Origin of the sequence: Gordonia sp. AC31 (genome assembly GCF_031844505.1) — a bacterium.
GTDB classification, from domain to species: domain Bacteria; phylum Actinomycetota; class Actinomycetes; order Mycobacteriales; family Mycobacteriaceae; genus Gordonia; species Gordonia hongkongensis.
The window spans coordinates 429,543-449,003 of the sequence record NZ_JAUZVK010000001.1; the positions used below are offsets into that span (position 1 = coordinate 429,543).

18 protein-coding genes are annotated in these 19,461 nt (G+C 66.8%); 7 read left to right on the forward strand and 11 right to left on the reverse strand.

Annotated features, from left to right (window positions below):
• Positions 1–49: 49 nt before the first annotated feature.
• Positions 50–1,051, forward strand: coding sequence for an LLM class flavin-dependent oxidoreductase (locus Q9R39_RS02020; protein WP_311277025.1), 1,002 nt, complete (start codon positions 50–52; stop codon positions 1,049–1,051).
• A 21-nt stretch (positions 1,052–1,072) separates the two neighbouring features.
• Here Q9R39_RS02020 and Q9R39_RS02025 read toward each other — a convergent pair whose 3' ends face one another.
• Genes Q9R39_RS02025 through ctaD form a run of 4 tightly spaced genes read right to left on the reverse strand, consistent with a single transcriptional unit; the run spans position 1,073 to position 5,340 of the window.
• Entirely contained in the window at positions 1,073–1,522 is a 450-nt protein-coding gene (locus tag Q9R39_RS02025; RefSeq protein WP_311277026.1) for a cupin domain-containing protein, read from the reverse strand.
• Positions 1,519–2,295, reverse strand: a complete 777-nt coding sequence (locus tag Q9R39_RS02030) for a peptidyl-tRNA hydrolase (protein ID WP_311277027.1) — start codon at positions 2,293–2,295, stop codon at positions 1,519–1,521. Before Q9R39_RS02030 ends, Q9R39_RS02025 begins: the two co-directional genes overlap by 4 nt.
• A 14-nt stretch (positions 2,296–2,309) precedes the next feature.
• Positions 2,310–3,551, reverse strand: a complete 1,242-nt coding sequence (gene serB / locus Q9R39_RS02035; RefSeq protein ID WP_068970709.1) for a phosphoserine phosphatase SerB — start codon at positions 3,549–3,551, stop codon at positions 2,310–2,312.
• A 4-nt stretch (positions 3,552–3,555) separates the two neighbouring features.
• A complete protein-coding gene (ctaD, locus tag Q9R39_RS02040) occupies positions 3,556–5,340 on the reverse strand; it encodes a cytochrome c oxidase subunit I (protein WP_065632663.1) in 1,785 nt (594 codons plus the stop codon).
• 291 nt (positions 5,341–5,631) lie between these two features.
• Between ctaD and Q9R39_RS02045 the strand changes: the two genes are divergently transcribed.
• The gene (locus tag Q9R39_RS02045; protein WP_311277028.1) at positions 5,632–6,681 is read left to right on the forward strand and encodes an ABC transporter substrate-binding protein; all 1,050 of its coding nucleotides are present in this window, start codon (positions 5,632–5,634) and stop codon (positions 6,679–6,681) included.
• A gap of 154 nt (positions 6,682–6,835) precedes the next feature.
• Positions 6,836–7,324: a carbonic anhydrase gene (locus Q9R39_RS02050; protein ID WP_058252575.1), complete on the forward strand. Its 489-nt coding sequence runs from the start codon at positions 6,836–6,838 to the stop codon at positions 7,322–7,324.
• 19 nt (positions 7,325–7,343) lie between these two features.
• Here Q9R39_RS02050 and Q9R39_RS02055 read toward each other — a convergent pair whose 3' ends face one another.
• Positions 7,344–7,505 carry a hypothetical protein gene (locus tag Q9R39_RS02055; RefSeq protein ID WP_165629809.1) on the reverse strand — a complete coding sequence of 54 codons (162 nt, stop codon included), beginning with the start codon at positions 7,503–7,505 and terminating at the stop codon, positions 7,344–7,346.
• Between the two features lie 139 nt (positions 7,506–7,644).
• Here Q9R39_RS02055 and Q9R39_RS02060 point away from each other — a divergent pair, with 139 nt between their 5' ends.
• Complete coding sequence (locus tag Q9R39_RS02060; RefSeq protein ID WP_311277029.1) at positions 7,645–10,647, forward strand: SNF2-related protein; 3,003 nt, start codon at positions 7,645–7,647, stop codon at positions 10,645–10,647.
• Positions 10,644–11,453, forward strand: coding sequence for a hypothetical protein (locus Q9R39_RS02065; RefSeq protein WP_311277030.1), 810 nt, complete (start codon positions 10,644–10,646; stop codon positions 11,451–11,453). The genes Q9R39_RS02060 and Q9R39_RS02065 overlap by 4 nt, the downstream gene beginning before the upstream one ends.
• Positions 11,454–11,502: 49 nt before the next feature.
• On the opposite strand, the gene nrdF is transcribed toward Q9R39_RS02065, so the two are convergent.
• The 6 genes from nrdF to Q9R39_RS02095 all read right to left on the reverse strand — a co-directional run bounded on the left by nrdF (position 11,503) and on the right by Q9R39_RS02095 (position 17,444).
• A complete protein-coding gene (nrdF, locus tag Q9R39_RS02070) occupies positions 11,503–12,477 on the reverse strand; it encodes a class 1b ribonucleoside-diphosphate reductase subunit beta (protein WP_065632743.1) in 975 nt (324 codons plus the stop codon).
• Between the two features lie 17 nt (positions 12,478–12,494).
• Positions 12,495–13,256, reverse strand: coding sequence for an NUMOD3 domain-containing DNA-binding protein (locus Q9R39_RS02075; RefSeq protein ID WP_226513681.1), 762 nt, complete (start codon positions 13,254–13,256; stop codon positions 12,495–12,497).
• Between the two features lie 30 nt (positions 13,257–13,286).
• Complete coding sequence (gene nrdE, locus Q9R39_RS02080) at positions 13,287–15,479, reverse strand: class 1b ribonucleoside-diphosphate reductase subunit alpha (protein ID WP_226513682.1); 2,193 nt, start codon at positions 15,477–15,479, stop codon at positions 13,287–13,289.
• Between the two features lie 100 nt (positions 15,480–15,579).
• The gene (gene nrdI / locus Q9R39_RS02085; RefSeq protein WP_055475910.1) at positions 15,580–16,044 is read right to left on the reverse strand and encodes a class Ib ribonucleoside-diphosphate reductase assembly flavoprotein NrdI; all 465 of its coding nucleotides are present in this window, start codon (positions 16,042–16,044) and stop codon (positions 15,580–15,582) included.
• A 188-nt stretch (positions 16,045–16,232) separates the two neighbouring features.
• Positions 16,233–16,466, reverse strand: a complete 234-nt coding sequence (locus tag Q9R39_RS02090) for a redoxin NrdH (protein ID WP_004019249.1) — start codon at positions 16,464–16,466, stop codon at positions 16,233–16,235.
• 420 nt (positions 16,467–16,886) lie between these two features.
• Positions 16,887–17,444, reverse strand: a complete 558-nt coding sequence (locus Q9R39_RS02095; RefSeq protein WP_055475908.1) for an NAD(P)H-dependent oxidoreductase — start codon at positions 17,442–17,444, stop codon at positions 16,887–16,889.
• A gap of 118 nt (positions 17,445–17,562) precedes the next feature.
• Between Q9R39_RS02095 and Q9R39_RS02100 the strand changes: the two genes are divergently transcribed.
• Together Q9R39_RS02100 and hpxO are read left to right on the forward strand one after the other, a co-directional pair.
• Entirely contained in the window at positions 17,563–18,189 is a 627-nt protein-coding gene (locus Q9R39_RS02100; protein WP_065632656.1) for a TetR/AcrR family transcriptional regulator, read from the forward strand.
• Positions 18,190–18,299: 110 nt separating this feature from the next.
• Positions 18,300–19,457: an FAD-dependent urate hydroxylase HpxO gene (hpxO, locus tag Q9R39_RS02105; protein ID WP_058252545.1), complete on the forward strand. Its 1,158-nt coding sequence runs from the start codon at positions 18,300–18,302 to the stop codon at positions 19,455–19,457.
• The last annotated feature ends 4 nt before the right edge of the window (positions 19,458–19,461 follow it).

Consider the following 19,461-nt stretch of genomic DNA (forward strand, 5'->3'; position numbering starts at 1 on the left):
GACCGGACGGCGGGAATAGTCCGGGGCGTCGGCCGCATTGAACATCGTCGTGACCCCTTCGAACCTCCCCTTGTCGATCCTGGATCTCGCGCAGATCGGTCGCGACGAGACTGCCGCGCAAAGCCTGTCCGCCAGTGTCGATCTCGCACAAAATGCGGAGAAGTGGGGCTACCGCCGGATCTGGTACGCCGAGCACCACAACATGTCGGCCATCGCGTCGTCGGCGCCGGCGGTGCTCATCGCATACATCGCCGCGCACACCTCGACCATCCGTCTCGGCGCCGGCGGCGTGATGCTGCCGAACCATTCCCCGCTGACCATCGCCGAGCAGTTCGGCACACTCGCCGAACTCCATCCCGGGCGCATAGACCTCGGGCTCGGGCGCGCGCCCGGCAGCGATCAGCAGACCTTCGCGGCCCTGCGCCGCACCCACGCCTCCGCGGAGCGGTTCCCGCACGACGTCCTGGAGCTGCAGGCCTTCCTCGGCGACGAGTCGCGTGTCGAAGGCGTCCGCGCGACCCCGGGGGCGGGCACCCACGTGCCGCTCTACATCCTCGGCTCGTCGCTGTTCGGCGCGCAGCTCGCCGCGGCCCTCGGACTTCCGTACGCCTTCGCCTCCCACTTCGCGCCGCAGGCGCTCACCGAGGCCGTGGCGTTGTACCGCCGCGAGTTCCGGCCGTCGGAGGTCCTCGCCGAGCCCTACGTCATCGCGGGTGTCGGAGCGATCGCCGACGAGGACGCCGACCGTGCGCAGGCGCAGCTGCAGATCGCGAAACGTCAACGCGTGTCGCTGCTCTACGGCCGCGGCCGGACCTTCACCGACGAGGAAGCCGACGCCATCCTCTCGATGCCGCAGGGACGCCAGATCGACGAGATGCTGACGTACTCGGGTGTCGGGACGCCGGACGAGGTGCGCGACTACCTCTCGTGGTTCGCCGGGCACGCCGACGCAGACGAGCTGATCGTCGCGTCGCTGGCGCCCGATCGTGACGTGTGGCTGGGCACCTTCGGCCACCTCGCGCCGGTGAACTCACCGGTCGCCGCCGGCTAGCCGGGATTCGCAGGCCGACCGTCAGGCCAGCCGGAAGTCCTTGAAGTCGAACCCGGGCACGACGATACAGCTGACGAGTGACGGCTCGTCCCCGGCGGGCCGGGCACGCTGCCACACGCCCGGCGGCACGAGCGCCTGGGGTCGGTGACCGGCCTCGATGTCGGGTCCGACGAGAACTGTCGTCGGGTCACCGGGGACATCGGCGTCCCCGCCGAAATCGAGTTCGACCGGCGCTCCTCGATGGTGCAGCCACAGTTCGGCGCCGCGTACCGTGTGCCACGCCGACTCGTCGCCCGGCATGAGGACGAAGTAGATCGCCGTGCCGGCGGCACGGTCGCCGGTATAGCCGTCGGCAAGCGACGCCGACGGCACGACGACGTCGCTCCGCCACGTCTCCCGGAACCAGCCGCCTTCCGGATGGGGTTGCAGATCAAGAGCTTTCACCCATTCCGGCGGTACCGCAGCGCTCACGTGTCCTCCTGGGCCCGGATGACCTCGGCGATGACGGTCACCGAACCGGGCGCGATCTCGGTGAACCCGGCGTCTCGAACGGCCACCGCCCTCCCGGCGGCATCGGCGGAGAGCAGTTCTCGCCACCGCCCGGGCGTGGCCTGACGGACCGCGAGCGGGCAGTCGTCCCGACGCCACTCGATCGCGTCGTCCGCGGCGAGGAGCTTGGCCGCCAGCATCGACGCGTGACCGACCTGCGCGGCCAGTTTGCCGACGGTCATCGGCAGGTCGGGATTGGTCCACAGCACGACGCCCGAGACCGGCGGCTGCTCGGGCAGCTCTCCCTCGACCTCGGTCCCACCGATCTGCAGCTTCGCCACACGCCGGTCGAGGTCACCGACGCGGCCGGGCACGAACGCCCGTGCCGACGCCCCGCCCTCGGTCGCGGTCACACCCCAGACCTCCTGCGCGGCAGCCCATTGCGCGCCACGCGCGCGCCGGGCGATCTTCCGGATCCGTGCGTCGCACCAGGCGTCCATCGCCGCCGCCCACGGACCGTCGCCCGCACTCCGTTCGTCGAGGCACAATAACGCCACCGCTCGCGCCGCCGCGGTCAGCAGTTCGGTGCGGTCGGGCGGATCGTTCTTCTCGATGCGGAGCACCATCGCCATCGCCAGGACGTCGGCGGGGTCAGACGGATCGTCGCCGCCTCCGACGTAGGCGACCAGCCGCCGATGATCGGCCGCGATCGCTTCCGGATCGACCTGCGGAGAGACCGTGCGCTCGGATTCCATGGAGCGGTGCGAGGTCAGCCCAGGGGTACCCGGCGATAGACGCCGTCGGCGGCGTCGGCCGCCTCGATCTCGTCGCGGGAGACGCCCAGGATGAACAGGACCCCGTCGAGAAACGGGTGATTCAGCGTGGCGTCGGCGACCTCGCGCAGTGCCGGCTTCGCGTTGAAGGCGATTCCCAGCCCGGCGACGCTGAGCATGTCGATGTCGTTGGCGCCGTCGCCCACCGCGATCGTCTGCTCCATCGGCACCCCGACCTGATCGGCGAACGACCGCAGCGCGTGCGCCTTGCCCATCCGGTCGACGACCTCGCCGACGACCCGGCCGGTCAGCTTCCCGTCGACGATCTCCAGGGTGTTGGCCCGGACAAAGTCGAGTTCGAGTTCGTGCGCGAGTCCGTCGATGACCTGACGGAAACCGCCGGACACGAGACCGCAGTGGAATCCGAGACGGTGCAGCGTACGGATCGTCGTCCGGGCACCGGGGGTCAGTTCGAGTGACTTGGCGACATCGTCGAGAACACTCGCGTCGAGTCCGGCCAGGGCCTTGACGCGTTCGTGAAGGGACTGCGCGAAATCGAGTTCACCTCGCATCGCCGCCTCGGTCACCGCGGCGACCTCGGCTTCGCGGCCCGCGTGCGCGGCGAGCATCTCGATCACCTCGCCCTGGATGAGGGTCGAGTCGACGTCGAAGACGATCAGGCGCTTGGCGCGCCGAGCGAGTCCGCCGCGCTCCACGGCGATGTCGACCGAATGCTTCGCAGCAACCTCGGCGAGGCCTTTGCGGAGGGCGGCGTCGGCGGCGACACCACCCCGGCCGGCAACGCTGACCATGAGTTCGAGGCCGGTGAGCGGGTAGTCGGCGATTCCGCGGATCGAGTCGATGTTGCCGCCCTGGCTCGCCAGTTTCGCCGCGACGGCGCTGAACGCGGTGGCGGTGACCGGGCTGCCGAGGATCACGACGGCATGCGAGGACGGCGAGCGGCTACCGGGATCGACCCCGATCTCCACCCGGACGTCGAAACCGATGGACGCCATCGCCTGTTCGACGACTTCCTGCAGCGCCTCGGGGTCGCCGGTGGAGGACACCAGCACGCCGAGGGTCAGCTGCCCGCGGATGACCACCTGCTCGACGTCGAGCAGTGCAACGGCCTGACCGGCCAGGGCACCCATGAGAACAGAGGTGACACCTGGCCGGTCGGGACCGGTGACGGTGACCAGGACGGTCGTACCGGAACTGGCTGTCGAGTCCTTGCTCACCGGGTCAGCGCGGGTCGGGATCCGGGGATCCCTCGTGCGTTCCCACGGTGAACGGCTCGCGACGAGCCTCTTCCATCTGACGGTCCTTGCCCGCGGCGTGGCCCGGTCCGACGTGCGCCTCGGCACGCATGCGGTCGATCATGTGCGGGTAGTGCAGCTCGAACGCCGGGCGCTCCGACCGGATGCGGGGCAGCTCGGTGAAGTTGTGGCGCGGCGGCGGGCAGGAGGTGGCCCACTCGAGCGAGTTGCCGAAGCCCCACGGGTCGTCGACGGTCACGACCTCGCCGTAGCGGTAGCTGCGGAAGACGTTCCACAGGAACGGCAGGGTCGACAGGCCGAGGATGAACGCGCCCACGGTCGAGATCATGTTCAGCGTCGTGAAGCCGTCCGACGGGAGGTAGTCGGCGTAGCGACGCGGCATGCCCTCGTTGCCCAGCCAGTGCTGCACCAGGAAGGTCATGTGGAAGCCGATGAACGTCAGCCAGAAGTGGATCTTGCCGAGTCGCTCGTCGAGCATGCGTCCGGTCATCTTCGGGAACCAGAAGTAGATGCCGGCGTAGGTGGCGAACACGATGGTGCCGAAGAGCACATAGTGGAAGTGCGCGACGACGAAGTAGCTGTCGGACAGGTGGAAGTCCAGCGGCGGGCTCGCGAGCAGCACACCGGTCAGACCACCGAAGAGGAACGTCACGATGAAGCCGACCGAGAACAGCATCGGGGATTCGAACGTGATGTGACCGCGCCACATCGTTCCGATCCAGTTGAAGAACTTCACGCCGGTGGGCACCGCGATCAGGAACGTCATGAAGGCGAAGAACGGGAGCAGCACGGCGCCGGTGACGTACATGTGGTGGGCCCACACCGCGGCCGACAGGGCGGCGATGGCGAGCGTGGCGTAGATCAGACCGGAGTAGCCGAAGATCGGCTTCCGCGAGAAGACCGGGAAGACCTCGGACACGATGCCGAAGAACGGCAGGGCGATGACGTACACCTCGGGATGTCCGAAGAACCAGAACAGGTGCTGCCACAGGATGACGCCGCCGTTGGCCGGGTCGTAGATGTGGGCACCGAACTGGCGGTCGACCTCGAGACCCATCAGCGCCGCGGTCAGCAGCGGGAAGATGAGGAGGATCAGCACGCTGGTCACCAGGATGTTCCAGGTGAAGATCGGCATGCGGAACATCGTCATGCCGGGTGCGCGGAGGCAGATGACGGTGGTGACCATGTTGACGCCACCGAGGATGGTGCCGAGACCCGAGACGGCCAGACCCATGATCCACAGGTCGGCGCCGATGCCGGGGCTGTGCACGGCGTCGGTGAGCGGCGTGTACGCGGTCCACCCGAAGTCGGCGGCGCCACCGGGCGTGATGAAGCCGGCGACGGCGATGGTCGAACCGAAGACGAACAGCCAGAAGCCGAGTGCGTTGAGTCGCGGGAAGGCGACGTCGGGCGAACCGATCTGCAGCGGCAACACGAAGTTGGCGAAGCCGATCACGATCGGCGTCGCGTACATCAGCAGCATCACGGTGCCGTGCATCGTGAAGAGCTGGTTGAACTGCTCGGTGGACAGGAACTGCATGCCCGGCATCGCGAGCTCGCCACGCATCAGCAAGGCCATGAGGCCGCCGATGAGGAAGAACGCGAAGCAGGCGGTGATGTACATCATGCCGATCAACTTGTGATCGGTCGTCGTCAGCAGCTTGTAGATGAACGAACCCTTGGGCTGATAGCGCTCCGGGAACGGACGCACTGGAGCCACTTGCGTGGTGGGTTGGTCTACCGCGGTCACAGATCCTCCTCTTGCCCGAACCCGACGCCGAACCCCTTCGGCCGTCGGTCGGCACATGAACAAACCGAGCGCTGGTTACTGATCCTAAACCCTCACCGGTGCCCGGGCCGAGCGGGTCCTACGATCTGTCGTATTCGATGTCGGAGCCACCGGATCGGCAGTGCTCATCGGGGGTTTCTTCGACGACGCGCCAGGCTCTCGGAGCACCCTTCCGATCGCCGGCGTCCGGCGTCCGGGAGTGCGCATCCGAGCCTACGCCGGGCGCCTCGGGACCGGTGCTAGGTTGGGCGGGTGCAACGGAGGGTCACGGTCGCGAACGAGGCCGCCAGAAGTGTCGGCGCCGCCACCGGCGAGACCCGACGCTCACTCGTCCGACGCGTGGGCCTGGCGACCACGATCGGGTTGACAGTGGTCGCGCTGGCCTCCTGTTCGGGCGAGGAACCGCTGACGACTCCGGACGGCTCCCCCATCTCCACCGTGACGACACGGGTGGCGGAGGTGAACATCGTCTCGGCCGACCGTGATTACGCGAAGACCTGCCTCGCACCCACCGCGCCGGATCCGGGTGAGGCCGACGTCGACCGCATCGTCGTGACCGACCCCGCCGTCCTCGACGCGCTGTGCGCCCTCGGGCTCGGCCCCGAGGTCGTCGCGGTGGCTGCCGAACCCGGTTCCGTGCCCGAGTATCTCGGTCCACAACTGACCTCGGTCCCGGCCATCGGACCGACGCCCGACGCCGCGGCGGTCGCCGACGCCGACGCCGGACTCGTCCTCACCACCGCCGACACCGCGGACTCCGCCCGCGCGTTCCCCGGTGTCCGCACCGTCACCGTCCCGGCCGACGGCACCTGGCAAGAGCAGTTCCAGGCCGTCGCCGACGCCGTGAACCGCAGCGGGTCGGGTCGGACGCGTCTCGCCGAGTACACGACCGAGGCGACCAAGACCGGCCGGCGGATGGACGCCTCGCACACCCAGGTGTCGCTGGTGCGCTTCGGCGACGACTCCGAGACCATCGCCGGTATGAACACCTTCGCCGGTCAGGTGCTCGGGGACATCGGCGTCCAGCGGCCCGGCCCGCAGCGCGTGCCCGACTCCTTCGCCCTCACCGACGACGACCTCCGCGACGCCGACGCCGACCTCATCTATGTGAGCTTCGAGGGCGAGGAAGGCCTCGCCCACGGGGAAGAGGTCCTACTCAGCGACGAATGGCTCAGCCTCGGCGCACCCGTGTGGAAACGTGTGCTCGCCGTCGACGACGACGTCTGGTACGAGTCCTCGGGACTCGCCGCCGCCTGGCTGGTCCTCAACGACGTCAAGGGATCACTCGACGGCAACTCCTGACGGTCTCCGATCGGCAGGTGTCGCCGTGCAGATGTCGCATTTCGTGGCGCTCTGCGCAACGACGCACTACATCTGCGGGGTGCCGTTTCGGCCACTTCCGATCACCCACGTCCAAACCCTCGCCGGGGCGACGTCGACACATCAGGATCGGCGCATGAGTGTCACCGACGAATATCTCGCGAACAACGCCGAATACGCCAAGACCTTCACCGGGCCGTTGCCCCTGCCGCCGGCCAAGCACGTCGCGGTGGTGGCCTGTATGGACGCCCGCCTCGACGTCTACCGCATCCTCGGATTGAACGAGGGCGAGGCCCACGTGATCCGCAACGCCGGCGGGGTGGTGACCGACGACGAGATCCGCTCCCTGGCCATCAGTCAGCGACTGCTCGGCACCACCGAGATCATCCTCATCCACCACACCGACTGCGGCATACTGACGTTCACCGACGACGACTTCAAGCGCCAGATCCAGGACGAGATCGGGCAGAAGCCCGCGTGGTCGGCGGAGGCGTTCGCCGATCTCGACGAGGACGTCCGCCAATCGATCACCCGGATCCAGAACAGCCCGTTCGTCACCAAGACCACGTCGTTGCGCGGGTTCGTCTTCGACGTCGCGACCGGACTCCTGCGCGAGGTGTCCTGACCCGGGTAACTCGACCCTCCTACGAGTCGCCGCCCTCGGAGCGCTGAACCGCTTCGGGGGCGTTCTCGCGGGTGGCCATACCACCCTCGCGTCCGTGGTCCTGCGGGCCGGGCGGATCCTTCTCCACTTCCTTCTCGGGAGCGTCTGTCCCGGACGTCTTGTGGTTGTCGGACTGTCCCATCGATACCTCCGTGCTCGTGCCGGCTGCGACGATCGTCGATACCCGGGGAGTCGGGCGGACAAACCACCTCGCTGCCCGGCCGGCCGCGCGACGCCCGGGCGGTGTCGGAGGCCACGGCTAAACTGGCCGACGATCCTCGATGCCACATGATTCGCCGTCCAGCGGTCAGACTCCCCCGGACTCTGCCCCGAAGCCTCATCTCGCCGAGCCCCTGCACGCCCTCTGGCGGCCGGGCGTCGGCATGGCGGTGTGGATCGACGGCGATGTGTCCGATCTCCCGCCACCCCTACGCGACCTCCTCGACGGTCGACGATTCCGCAGCGAGATCCCCGTCGTCGACGCCGGCGATCGACGGCAGTTCGTGCGCGCCGCGACTCTCGGTCTGACGTCGGCGGTCACTTTGCTCGACGCATCGCGGTCGGTCCCGGTGGCGGGTGACGTCCGGTGGTACCGGTACCTGCTCGACGGCGTGCGGTCGTTCGTGCGGTCCGGCACCGTGGCGCCGTCGGTTCTGCAGGTGGCCGGCGAGTGGATGGTGCGCTGGGTCGTCGTCGCGACGCCGACGTGGCGCAGCTGGCATGCCGTCGTCGTGGGAAGCGCGCCGGATGCGCTGCTGCACAACGGGTCCGCACCCGCCCTGGACGACTTCCTCGCCGAACTCGTCGACCACGAATGCCGTTCTGCCATCGCTCGTTCCGCCGTCCGCCTCGGTGAACCACGGCCCGCGTCACCCGTCGTGCGGGCACTGCTCCCCGACGCCGATCCCCGCCCGCCCAGCTCACCGGAACGTCTCGCCGCCGCCGCGGGTGGCTGGTCGCGGTGGAACGCCGGCGCTCCGCGCGACGATCGTTCGCTCATCTTCCGGCTGCACGAACCCGAGTACGACGACCTCGCCGACGCTCAGTGGGCCGACGCATGGGACGACGACCCGGTCGACCCGCCGAGCCGCGCCGAGGTGGCCGAGACCTCGCGGTGGCGACTGCAGGTCTGTCGTCGGAGCATCGACGGACAGGTCGAACCCGTCGCGCCGCACCGCCTCGACGCCCACGAACTCGACGAACTGACGACCGAGTTGGCCACGGCAGTCCGTGAATTTCCCGAACTGGGCCGCGCCGACCCCGATCGGGGCTCCCTCGACTTCCTGCTGCCGACCGCGATCACGGAAGAACTATTCGCCACGGGCGCGGCGGCGCTCGGCGCCGTCGGCATCCCGGTTCTGCTGCCGAGGACGATTGCCGAGGTCCGTCCGAGTCTGACCCTGCGCGCGCTCGCGCCGCCCGGCGGCGGGGCACCGGCGGCGATGGTCGGCCTTCGGGAGATCCGGGAGTTCGAGTGGCGTCTCGCCCTCGGCGACACCCCAGACGCGATCACGCTCACCGATGCCGACCTCGACGAATTGTCCGGCCAGAAAGGCGATCTGGTCCGCGTGCGCGGAGTGTGGATGCGCGCCGAGGGCGCCGCGCTGACCCGGGCAGCCACGTTCGTCGCCACCCAGCGCGCACTGGCCGCGGTCGAACCGCCGAGCGACTTCGGCGAGCTGTTCAACCTCGTCACCGGCGAGTCGGACCGTCTACCTGTACCTGTGTCACGCGTCGAAGGCCTCTCCTGGCTCGACGACGTCGCCGACACCGGCGTCCTTCGACCTGAATCCGTCGCGCCACCGACGGGGTTGACCGCCACCCTGCGTCCCTACCAGCAGCGCGGCCTGGACTGGCTCGCCCATCTGTCGACCCTCGGCGTGGGCGGCGTGCTGGCCGACGACATGGGCCTGGGCAAGACCCTGCAGGTCATCGCACTCGAATGCCACGAGCGTAGCGGTCCGTCCGCGTCGCCTGCCGATGATCCTCGAAAGCCGACGCTCGTCGTCTGCCCGATGTCCCTGGTGGGCAACTGGGCGCGGGAATTCGCCCGGTTCGCGCCCGCGCTCCGCGTGGCGATCCACCACGGGCCCTCTCGCGAGTCCGGGGCGGCGTTCGCGGGCATCCGCGACTCCGTCGACATCGTGGTCACCACCTTCGCGATCGCGGCGCGCGACCACGAGTTGCTGTCCTCGCAACCCTGGCATCGGATCGTGGTCGACGAGGCCCAGCACCTCAAGAACGTGAACACCATTGCGGCCAAGGCGGTTCGGACGGTCCCCGCCGGCCATCGCCTCGCTCTCACCGGCACCCCGGTCGAGAACCGCCTGGAGGATCTCCGCGCCGTCATCGACCTGGTCAACCCTGGACTACTCGGCTCCGCGTCGGTCTTCCGTGCACGCTACGCCGAACCGATCGAACGGGATCGTGACCCGGCCGCCCTCCGACGGTTGTCCGCGATCACCCGGCCGTTCATCCTGCGCCGCGAGAAGACCGATCCGGCGATCGCCGCCGACCTCCCGGAGAAGGCGGACTTCGCCGTCCGGGCCAACCTCACCGTCGAGCAGGCGGCGCTGTACCGCGCGGTGATCGACGAACTGATGACGGCACTGCGCGACAAGCAGCAGCGCACACTACGACGCCGCAACGTACTGGCCGCACTGACCCGCCTCAAGCAGGTGTGCAATCACCCCGCGCACTATCTCGCCGACGGCACCGACCTCGTCCGCGACGGCGAACACCGCTCCGGCAAGGTCGAACTGCTGGCCGACATCGTCTCCACCGTCGCCGAGGAGGGCGACCGCGCATTGGTCTTCACCCAGTTCGCCGCCTTCGGTGACATGCTGTCGTCGTGGTTGTCCGCGGAGTTCGGCAGCGAGATCCCGCTCCTGCACGGCGGTCTGGGTCGCACCGAGCGCGACCGCCTGGTCGCCGACTTCCAGTCCGACGACGGGCCGCCGGTCCTGCTGGCGACGCTGAAAGCCGGCGGCACCGGGCTCAACCTGACCGCGGCCAACAACGTCATCCATGTCGATCGGTGGTGGAACCCGGCTGTCGAGGACCAGGCCACCGACCGCGCCTACCGGATCGGCCAGGACCAGAAGGTGTCGGTGCATCGGTTCGTCTGTGTCGGCACCATCGAGGAGCGCATTGACGACATGATCGCCAAGAAACGTGAGCTGTCCCGGCTGACGGTCGCGGCCGGCGAGAACTGGGTGTCCGACCTCGCCGACGACGAACTCTTCGAACTCATCCGGCTGCGCGACGAGGCGGTCAGCGAATGACGGTGCGCAAGAAGGGCACGCAACGACGCGGTGAGCGCGGCACGATCGCGGTCCGCGGCTATGGCCTCACCTCATGGTCACGCGCCTTCGTCGATGTCGTCGAGGGACGCGGCGCCGACGGCGAATCGGTCGCCGATAGCCGTCGTATCACCAAGGCGCGCAGGTATTTCCGCGATCGGCATCTGCGCGGCCTGCGGATCGACGCCGGCCGGGTGACCGCCTCGGTGGAGGGCACCCAGCTCGAGCCGTTCGACGTCATCCTGACCACCCGCACGGTCGACACACCGACACTTGCGAACCTTCTCCGCGAGTGCAACGCTGTCGATGAACTCATGCTGCTCACCCGCGGCGAACAGCCGCCGGCGCTGGGTGAGCTGCTGGTGCCCACGGAGTCCGCCGACGTCGAGACCGACTGCACGTGCCCCGACGAGGCGCCGCGGTGCATCCATGCTCTCGTCACCTGTTACGAGGTGGCAGCCGAGATCGACCGCACCCCGTTGACCCTGCTGACCGTGATGGGCACCGACCTGCGAGCGCTGCTGGCCGAGATCGACTCTCGCCCACCGGATTCACGGACCTCCGACGACGGCGGGTCAGCAACCTCACTGCAGGTCGACGACTACTACGGCACCGCCTCGACGTTGCCTCCGCTGCCGTCGCCGTCGCGGATGAACCCGCTGACCGCGCTCGACGGCGGCGAACTACGGGCGGCGTTGCGCGCCACCGGCGTCGCGCCCGCCGACATCGCCGAGGCGATCGACGAGCTCGGCGACCTCTACGACCGTCTCACCGCCGGCGGTTCGTAGCGCCAATGCGCATATAGCACGCATTGACGCTACGAAATCCTCGGTGGGACTAGAAGTCCCAGTCCTCGTCCTCGGTGTTGACGGCCTTGCCGATGACGTAGGAACTGCCCGACCCGGAGAAGAAGTCGTGGTTCTCGTCGGCGTTGGGCGACAGTGCCGACAGGATCGCCGGGTTCACGTCGGTCTCGTCGCGCGGGAACATCGCCTCGTAGCCCAGATTCATCAGGGCCTTGTTCGCGTTGTAGCGCAGGAACTTCTTGACGTCCTCGCTCAGCCCGACCTCGTCGTACAGAGCCTCGGTGTAGTCACTCTCGTTGTCGTAGAGCTCGAACAGCAACTCGAAGGTGTAGTCCTTGAGCTCCTGACGACGCTCCGGGGTCTCGACCTCGAGTCCGCGCTGATACTTGTAGCCGATGTAGTACCCGTGCACCGCTTCGTCGCGGATGATTAGGCGGATCAGGTCGGCGGTGTTGGTGAGCTTCGCGCGGCTCGACCAGTACATCGGCAGGTAGAAGCCGGAGTAGAACAGGAACGACTCGAGCAGCGTCGAGGCGACCTTGCGCTTCAGCGGGTCGTCGCCACGGTAGTAGTCCATGACGATCTGCGCCTTGCGCTGCAGCTGCTCGTTCTCCTCCGACCAGCGGAACGCCTCGTCGATCTCCTTGGTGGAGCACAGTGTCGAGAAGATCGAGCTGTAGCTCTTGGCGTGCACCGACTCCATGAAGGCGATGTTGGTGAGCACCGCCTCCTCGTGCGGAGTGGTGGCGTCCGGGATCAGCGACACCGCGCCGACCGTGCCCTGGATGGTGTCGAGCAGGGTGAGACCGGTGAACACCCGCATGGTGAGCTGCTTCTCGTATTCGGTGAGCGTGCCCCACGACGGGATGTCGTTGGACACCGGCACCTTCTCGGGCAACCAGAAGTTGCCGGTGAGGCGATCCCACACCTCGGCATCCTTCTCGTCGGGCACGCGGTTCCAGTTGATCGCCGAGACCCGGCTGACCAGCTTGAGCTTCTCAGACATGGCAGATGTCGCTTTCTTCACTCATCGGGTTTGGCTACATCGTCGATGCAGTACTGACACGTGCTCTTGAACACGCCTTTGTTCGTGTGGTGCCTGGTGTGGGCATTCCGTTTGCTCGAGGGCTTTGGACGCCCCCTCTGAGCGTCGGACATCTTGCGGCGTGTCTCCTCGCTCGCGCGCCGCCCGAAGTTCGGATTTCCCTCGCCTTTTCGTTGCTCCGACAGTCGAGCGCGAGCTTCCTCCGACATGACGCGCCCGTAGCTGGGGTGAGCAGGTCCGAACTTCCCGAAGTTCGGATTTGCTTCTCCGGTGATAGAGCCTCTGCGCTGGACCGACCACTTCTCACGCTGTTCGTCGGAGTGCTTGAGACCATAGAACGGATTGTCATCCGCAAACCGGCTCAGCCCCTTCCGTCCAGTGGAACGAACCCGAGCCGCTTCTCGCATCTCCCCGGTCCAAACCACCCCGGTAGGACCCAATCCGCCCTCTGCCAGGTTCAGCAGCGGTTGGCCGTCGCGCTTGAGGTAGGCGATCCAAGCGATCTCGGCCTCCCCCAACTCGTTGAGTCCTTCGACGAACTGCAACTCGTCCGCCAAAACGTTGTCGCGATCTTGCAATCGGAGCCAGTCATAGAACGGTGTCTTTCTTCCGGCCGCCGCGACTTTGAAGTGTTGCCGCAGCCGCTGCTGCCCAGTTTTTGTGGTGAGCCCGATGTAGCGATAGTCATACGCGGCCCGCAACCGAACCCCGTAGATCACGCCGCCTGTGGCCGGAACCATGTTCGTACGCAACGGTTCACACTCAACAGGTCACAACATGCAGCTGACGCAATTTTCCACCTCGGTCCCCTCGAGCGCGATCTGGCGCAGGCGGATGTAGTAGAGCGTCTTGATGCCCTTGCGCCATGCGTAGATCTGCGCCTTGTTGACGTCGCGCGTGGTGGCGGTGTCCTTGAAGAAGAGCGTCAGGCTGAGGCCCTGGTCGACATGCTGCGTGGCCGCGGCGTAGGTGTCGATGATCTTCTCGTACCCGATCTCGTACGCGTCCTGGTAGTACTCCAGGTTGTCGTTCGTCATGTACGGCGCCGGGTAGTAGACGCGGCCGATCTTGCCTTCCTTGCGGATCTCGATCTTGGCGGCGACCGGGTGGATCGAACTGGTCGAGTGATTGATGTAGCTGATCGAACCGGTCGGCGGGACGGCCTGCAGGTTCTGGTTGTAGATGCCGTCACGCTGGACGGCGGCCTTCAGCTCACGCCAGTCGTCCTGGGTCGGGATGGCGATCCCGGCCTGCCCGAACAGGTCTCGCACCTTCTGGGTCGCCGGTTCCCACACCTTCTCGGTGTACTTGTCGAAGAACTCACCGCTCGCGTACTTCGACTTCTCGAAGCCGGTGAACGCCCGGCCGCGCTCGGCGGCGATCCGGTTCGACGCGCGCAGCGCGTGATAGAGCACCGTGTAGAAGTAGATGTTCGTGAAGTCGATGCCTTCTTCGCTGCCGTAGAAGACCCGCTCACGCGCCAGGTATCCGTGCAGGTTCATCTGCCCCAGGCCGATGGCGTGAGACTGGTTGTTGCCGTGCTCGATCGAGGGCACCGACGTGATCGTGGTCTGGTCGCTCACCGCGGTGAGGCCGCGGATCGCGGTCTCGATGGTCTGGCCGATGTCGGGCGAATCCATCGTCTTGGCGATGTTCAGCGAACCCAGGTTGCACGAGATGTCCTTGCCCACTTCGGCATACGACAGGTCGTCGTTGAAGGTCGACGGCGTCGACACCTGCAGGATCTCCGAGCACAGGTTGGAATGCGTGATCTTGCCGTCGATCGGGTTGGCCCGGTTCACCGTGTCCTCGAACATGATGTACGGGTATCCCGACTCGAACTGCAGCTCGGCGAGGGTCTGGAAGAACTCGCGCGCCTTGATCTTGGTCTTGCGGATGCGACGGTCCTCGACCATCTCGTGGTACTTGTCCGTCACGTTGACGTCGGCGAACGGTACGCCGTAGACACGTTCGACGTCGTACGGACTGAACAGGTACATGTCGTCGTTGGCCTTGGCCAGCTCGAACGTGATGTCCGGGATGACCACACCAAGCGACAGGGTCTTGATACGGATCTTCTCGTCCGCGTTCTCGCGCTTGGTGTCGAGGAAGCGATAGATGTCGGGGTGGTGTGCGTGCAGGTACACCGCGCCCGCGCCCTGCCGGGCACCGAGCTGGTTGGCGTAGGAGAAGGAGTCCTCCAGCAGCTTCATGATCGGGATGACACCCGAACTCTGGTTCTCGATCTTCTTGATCGGCGCACCGTGCTCACGGATGTTGCTGAGCAGCAAGGCAACTCCGCCGCCGCGCTTGGAGAGCTGCAAGGCCGAGTTGATCGACCGGCCGATCGACTCCATGTTGTCCTCGATACGCAGCAGGAAGCACGAGACGGGTTCGCCGCGCTGCTTCTTGCCGGAGTTGAGGAAGGTCGGCGTCGCCGGCTGGAACCGGCCGTCGATGATCTCGTCGGTGAGGTTGCGCGCGAGGGCCGTGTCGCCGTCGGCCAGGGTCAGCGCCACCATGCACACGCGATCCTCGAAACGCTCCAGGTACCGCTTGCCGTCGAACGTCTTGAGCGTGTAGCTCGTGTAGTACTTGAACGCCCCGAGGAAGGTCGGGAAACGGAACTTCTTGCTGTAGGCGTGCCCGAAGAGGCTCTTGACGAACTCGCGGTCGTACTTCGCAAGGACCTCGGGCTCGTAGTAGTTCTCCTCGACGAGGTAGTCGAGCTTCTCGTCGAGATCGTGGAAGAAGACCGTGTTCTGGTTGACGTGCTGCAGGAAGTACTGGTTCGCGGCTTCGCGATCCTTGTCGAACTGGATCTTGCCCTCGGCGTCGTACAGGTTGAGCATCGCATTGAGGGCGTGGTAGTCGAGCTCGCCCGGGTCGTGTCCCGAGGGCCCGGGGTGCACACCCGACTTGCTGGCTGAAGTGGTGTCCGAGACGGCGGCGGTGGGCGACACGACAGATGACTCCTGCGGGTAGTGGTGGCTGTTACCGAGGGCCGGTGCGGCCAGAGTATGGGAGGGGTACGACAAAGCCTGATCGAGCGGAATCCGCAGGTCAGGCGGGCGAGGCGCTGAGCGACACGCTCGCCGCGAACGCCGGACTCTGGGCGAATTCGGCGAGTCCCGCGCGGACGCGGTCGACATCGTCGGAGGTGCCCATCAATTCGAACCGGTAGAGGTAGGGGACGTGGCACTTCCGTGCGATGACATCGCCGGCGTAACAGAACTCCTCGCCGAAGTTCGTGTTACCCGCCGCGATCACCCCCCTGATCGATGACCGATTGTGTTCGTCGTTGAGGAAGCGGATGACCTGCTTGGGAACGTAGCCGCCGGGTTGCCCCGTCGCCTTGCCCCCGCCGTAGGTCGGGCAGACCAGGACATACGGCTCGTCGACACGGAAAACACCGGTCCGATCGAGGACCGGGATGCGCACGGCGCGCATGTCCAGTTTCTCGACGAACCGGTGGGTGTTCTCCGAGACGGAGGAGAAATACACGATCAACGGCGATTCTGCCGCCATGTCTCCTCCAGCCGGTAGTTCTCGTGATCTCGCCGGCCGTGTCCGGCCCGGCACTGTCGGTGTCAACGCCGTGAGCGGCGTGACCATTTCCTCGATGACCTCGCGATGCGATGTGATCCGGCTTCCCCGTCGGATCGCCTCTGCACCGCCGGTCGGGCGGGCGATGTCACCGTGATGGTGACGGCAGATCAGGCAGCGGCGGTGGCGAGTGCCTTGATGCGGTCGGGACGGAAGCCCGACCAGTGCGCGTCACCGGCAACCACGACGGGTGCCTGCAGGTAGCCGAGCGCCATCACGTAGTCACGCGCCTCGGCATCTTCGCTGATGTCGACGATCTCATAGGACAGACCCTGCTTGTCGAGGGCCTTGTAGGTGGCATTGCACTGGACGCAGGCCGGCTTCGTGTAGACGGTGATAGACATTCGGAGGTACTCCTCGGGTCGTAGGAATCGCCAGTGACGTGCGGTTTCCCAGCGTGAAGATGGTGACCTGGATCACCATCGTGGTGGCTTTCTCCGAGGAGTCGAACTGCTTCTCGTCGTCTGCCTGACTGGTAGCTCAAACACTACACCTAGTGGCTGACATTTCTGGTCACCACAAGGGCTTGTGAATAACATTGATGGAAGACATGCAGGTCGGAGCGGTGCACGATCACAAATCCCCCGCGTGTCCTCCGCGTGTCCGGCGTGTCGTTCACAGGCTGTCCCGAGGCGGTCCACAACATGTCCACCGACCATCCACATCCGCCCCCGGTCGCACTCGCGGCCCGACGCCGGCACCCCCGGACACGACGACGCCGCGCCGGGCAAGGGCCGGGCGCGGCGTCGGGACGTTGGTGCGGGTCAGGCGCTGACAGCGACCTCGTCGACGAGCCGGGTGACGGACGCGACGACCTTCTCGACGACCTCCGGAGAATCCAGGCCGGCCTCGGGCAGTGCCGCGAGCTGCAGACCGAGGTCGGCTTCCGCGATCGCGCGACCGCCGGCGATGCCGACCGACTTACGGGTGTCCTCACGGGTCCACGCGCCGCCGTACTGGCCGAGGGCCGCGCTCAGCACCGCGACGGGCTTGCCCGTGAGCGCGCCGGTGCCGTAGGGCCGCGACAACCAGTCGATGGCGTTCTTGAGTGCGGCGGGGATGGTGCCGTTGTACTCGGGGGTCGCGATCAGCACGCCGTCGGCGGCGCCGACGATCTGGCGCAGGTTCGCCACGGCTGGGTCGAGCTGCTCCTCGATGTCGATGTCCTCGCTGTAGAACGGCAGCGAGCCGAGATTGTCGACGACCGTGATGGAGACTCCCGACGGCGCATTGTCCGCGGCCAGGTGGGCGAGCTGGCGGTTGACCGAGGCCGTACGCAGGCTTCCGACCAGCGCGACCAGTTCGACGACTCGTTCCGACATGTGATTCCTCTCGATGGCACAGGAGTCCGTGGAAGTCCACGCGACCTTGTCTACGACATGCTCTAACCGGACCAGGGTCCGATTCATTCCGCATCTGGTCAAGAGTTACGCTCATCACGTGCCAAACGGGCCCGACCACTCCCCACTCCACATCTCGCTCAATTCTTCGGGGACCGAACGTGCCGACGCCGCACGTAACCGGCGTCTGCTGCTGGCTGCCGCCAAGAACCTCATCGATCACCACGGTGCGGCCGCGGTGACGATGGAGGCGGTTGCCCGCGAAGCGGGTGTGGGCAAGGGCACAGTGTTCCGTCGCTTCGGCAGCCGGACCGGGCTCATGCTCGCTCTCCTCGACCACAGCGAGTCCGAGATCCAGCAGGCGTATCTGTCCGGTCCGGAGCCGCTGGGTCCCGGCGCTCCCCCGCTCGACCGACTCCTCGCCTACGGTCGCGCTCGCCTCAAGCTCACCGCCGACCACCTCGACATCCTGCTGGAGGCCGGCGCCGGCGCCGAGGACTTCATGAGTCACCCGGTGGCCCGAACGTCCACCCAGCATGTGCAGATCCTGTTGCGCCAGTTGGGTTTCGACGGCGCGCTGGATTTCCTGGCCCTCACTGTCCAGGCGCCGCTCTCGGCGAGTTCGGTCCGCTACCTGTTGGTGGACGTCGGGCTCGACCTCGAGACGATCACCCATCAGTGGCAGGACATGGTCACCGCGCTCGTCACCGGACACGACCGGTCCTGACCCGTCGGGTCCATCCCGGTCACGACGTCCTCGCGGCGGCGGGTCAGGCGGCGAGGTGTCCGGCGTACTCGCCGCGCGCCGCGGCTCGCGGACACCTAGCCTGGGTTCCTGTGAAAGCTGTGATCATCGGCGCCGGTATGGGCGGGACCTCGGCGGGCATCGCGTTGCGACAGCTCGGGCACGAGGTCGAGATATACGAGCAGGTCACCGAGAACCGCCCCGTCGGCGCGGCGATCTCGGTGTGGTCCAACGGGGTCAAGTGCCTGAACCACCTCGGCCTCGAAGCCGAGACCGCCGCGCTGGGCGGCATCGTCGATTCGATGAGCTACATCGACGCATTCACCGGAGAGACGATGTGCCGCTTCAGCATGGCACCGCTCATCGACGAGGTCGGGCAACGTCCTTACCCGATCGCACGCGCCGAACTCCAGCTCATGCTCATGAACGCCTTCGGCCACGACGAGATCCGGTTCGGCAAGAAGATGGTCGCCGTCCACGACGGTCCGGACGGCGCCACTGTCGAATTCGCCGACGGCACCACTGCCCAGGGTGATGTCGTCATCGCCGCCGACGGTGCGAGATCGCTTGCCCGCGACCATGTGCTCGGTCACGCGGTCGAGCGTCGTTACGCGGGGTACGTGAACTTCAACGGACTCGTCCCGATCGACGAGGAGATCGGACCGGCCACCGAATGGACCACCTACGTGGGCGATTCGCGTCGGGTATCGGTGATGCCGGTGGCGGGCAACCGGTTCTACTTCTTCTTCGACGTGACCATGCCTGAAGGGGTTCCGTTCGAACGTGGAACCGCACGCGAGGTGCTCGCCGAGGAGTTCGCCGGATGGGCGCCCGGCGTCCAGAAGCTCATCGAGACACTGGATCCCGCGACCACCAACCGCGTCGAGATCCTCGACATCGATCCGTTCCACACCTGGGTCCGGGGACATGTAGCACTACTCGGCGACGCCGCACACAACACCACCCCCGACATCGGGCAGGGTGGTTGTTCGGCGATGGAAGATGCGATCGCCCTGCAGTTCGCCTTCCGTGATCACCCCGACGACCTGCACGCGGCCCTCACGACCTATGAGGCGTCACGCACCGAACGGGCCGCCGACCTCGTGCTCCGCGCACGCAAGCGCTGCGACGTCACGCACGGCAAGGACCCGGAGGCGACCGCGGCCTGGTACGAGGAACTGCGATCCGAGGACGGCACCAACGTCATCCGCGGGATCGTCGGCAACATCGTCGGCGGCCCGCTCACGTAGGGCC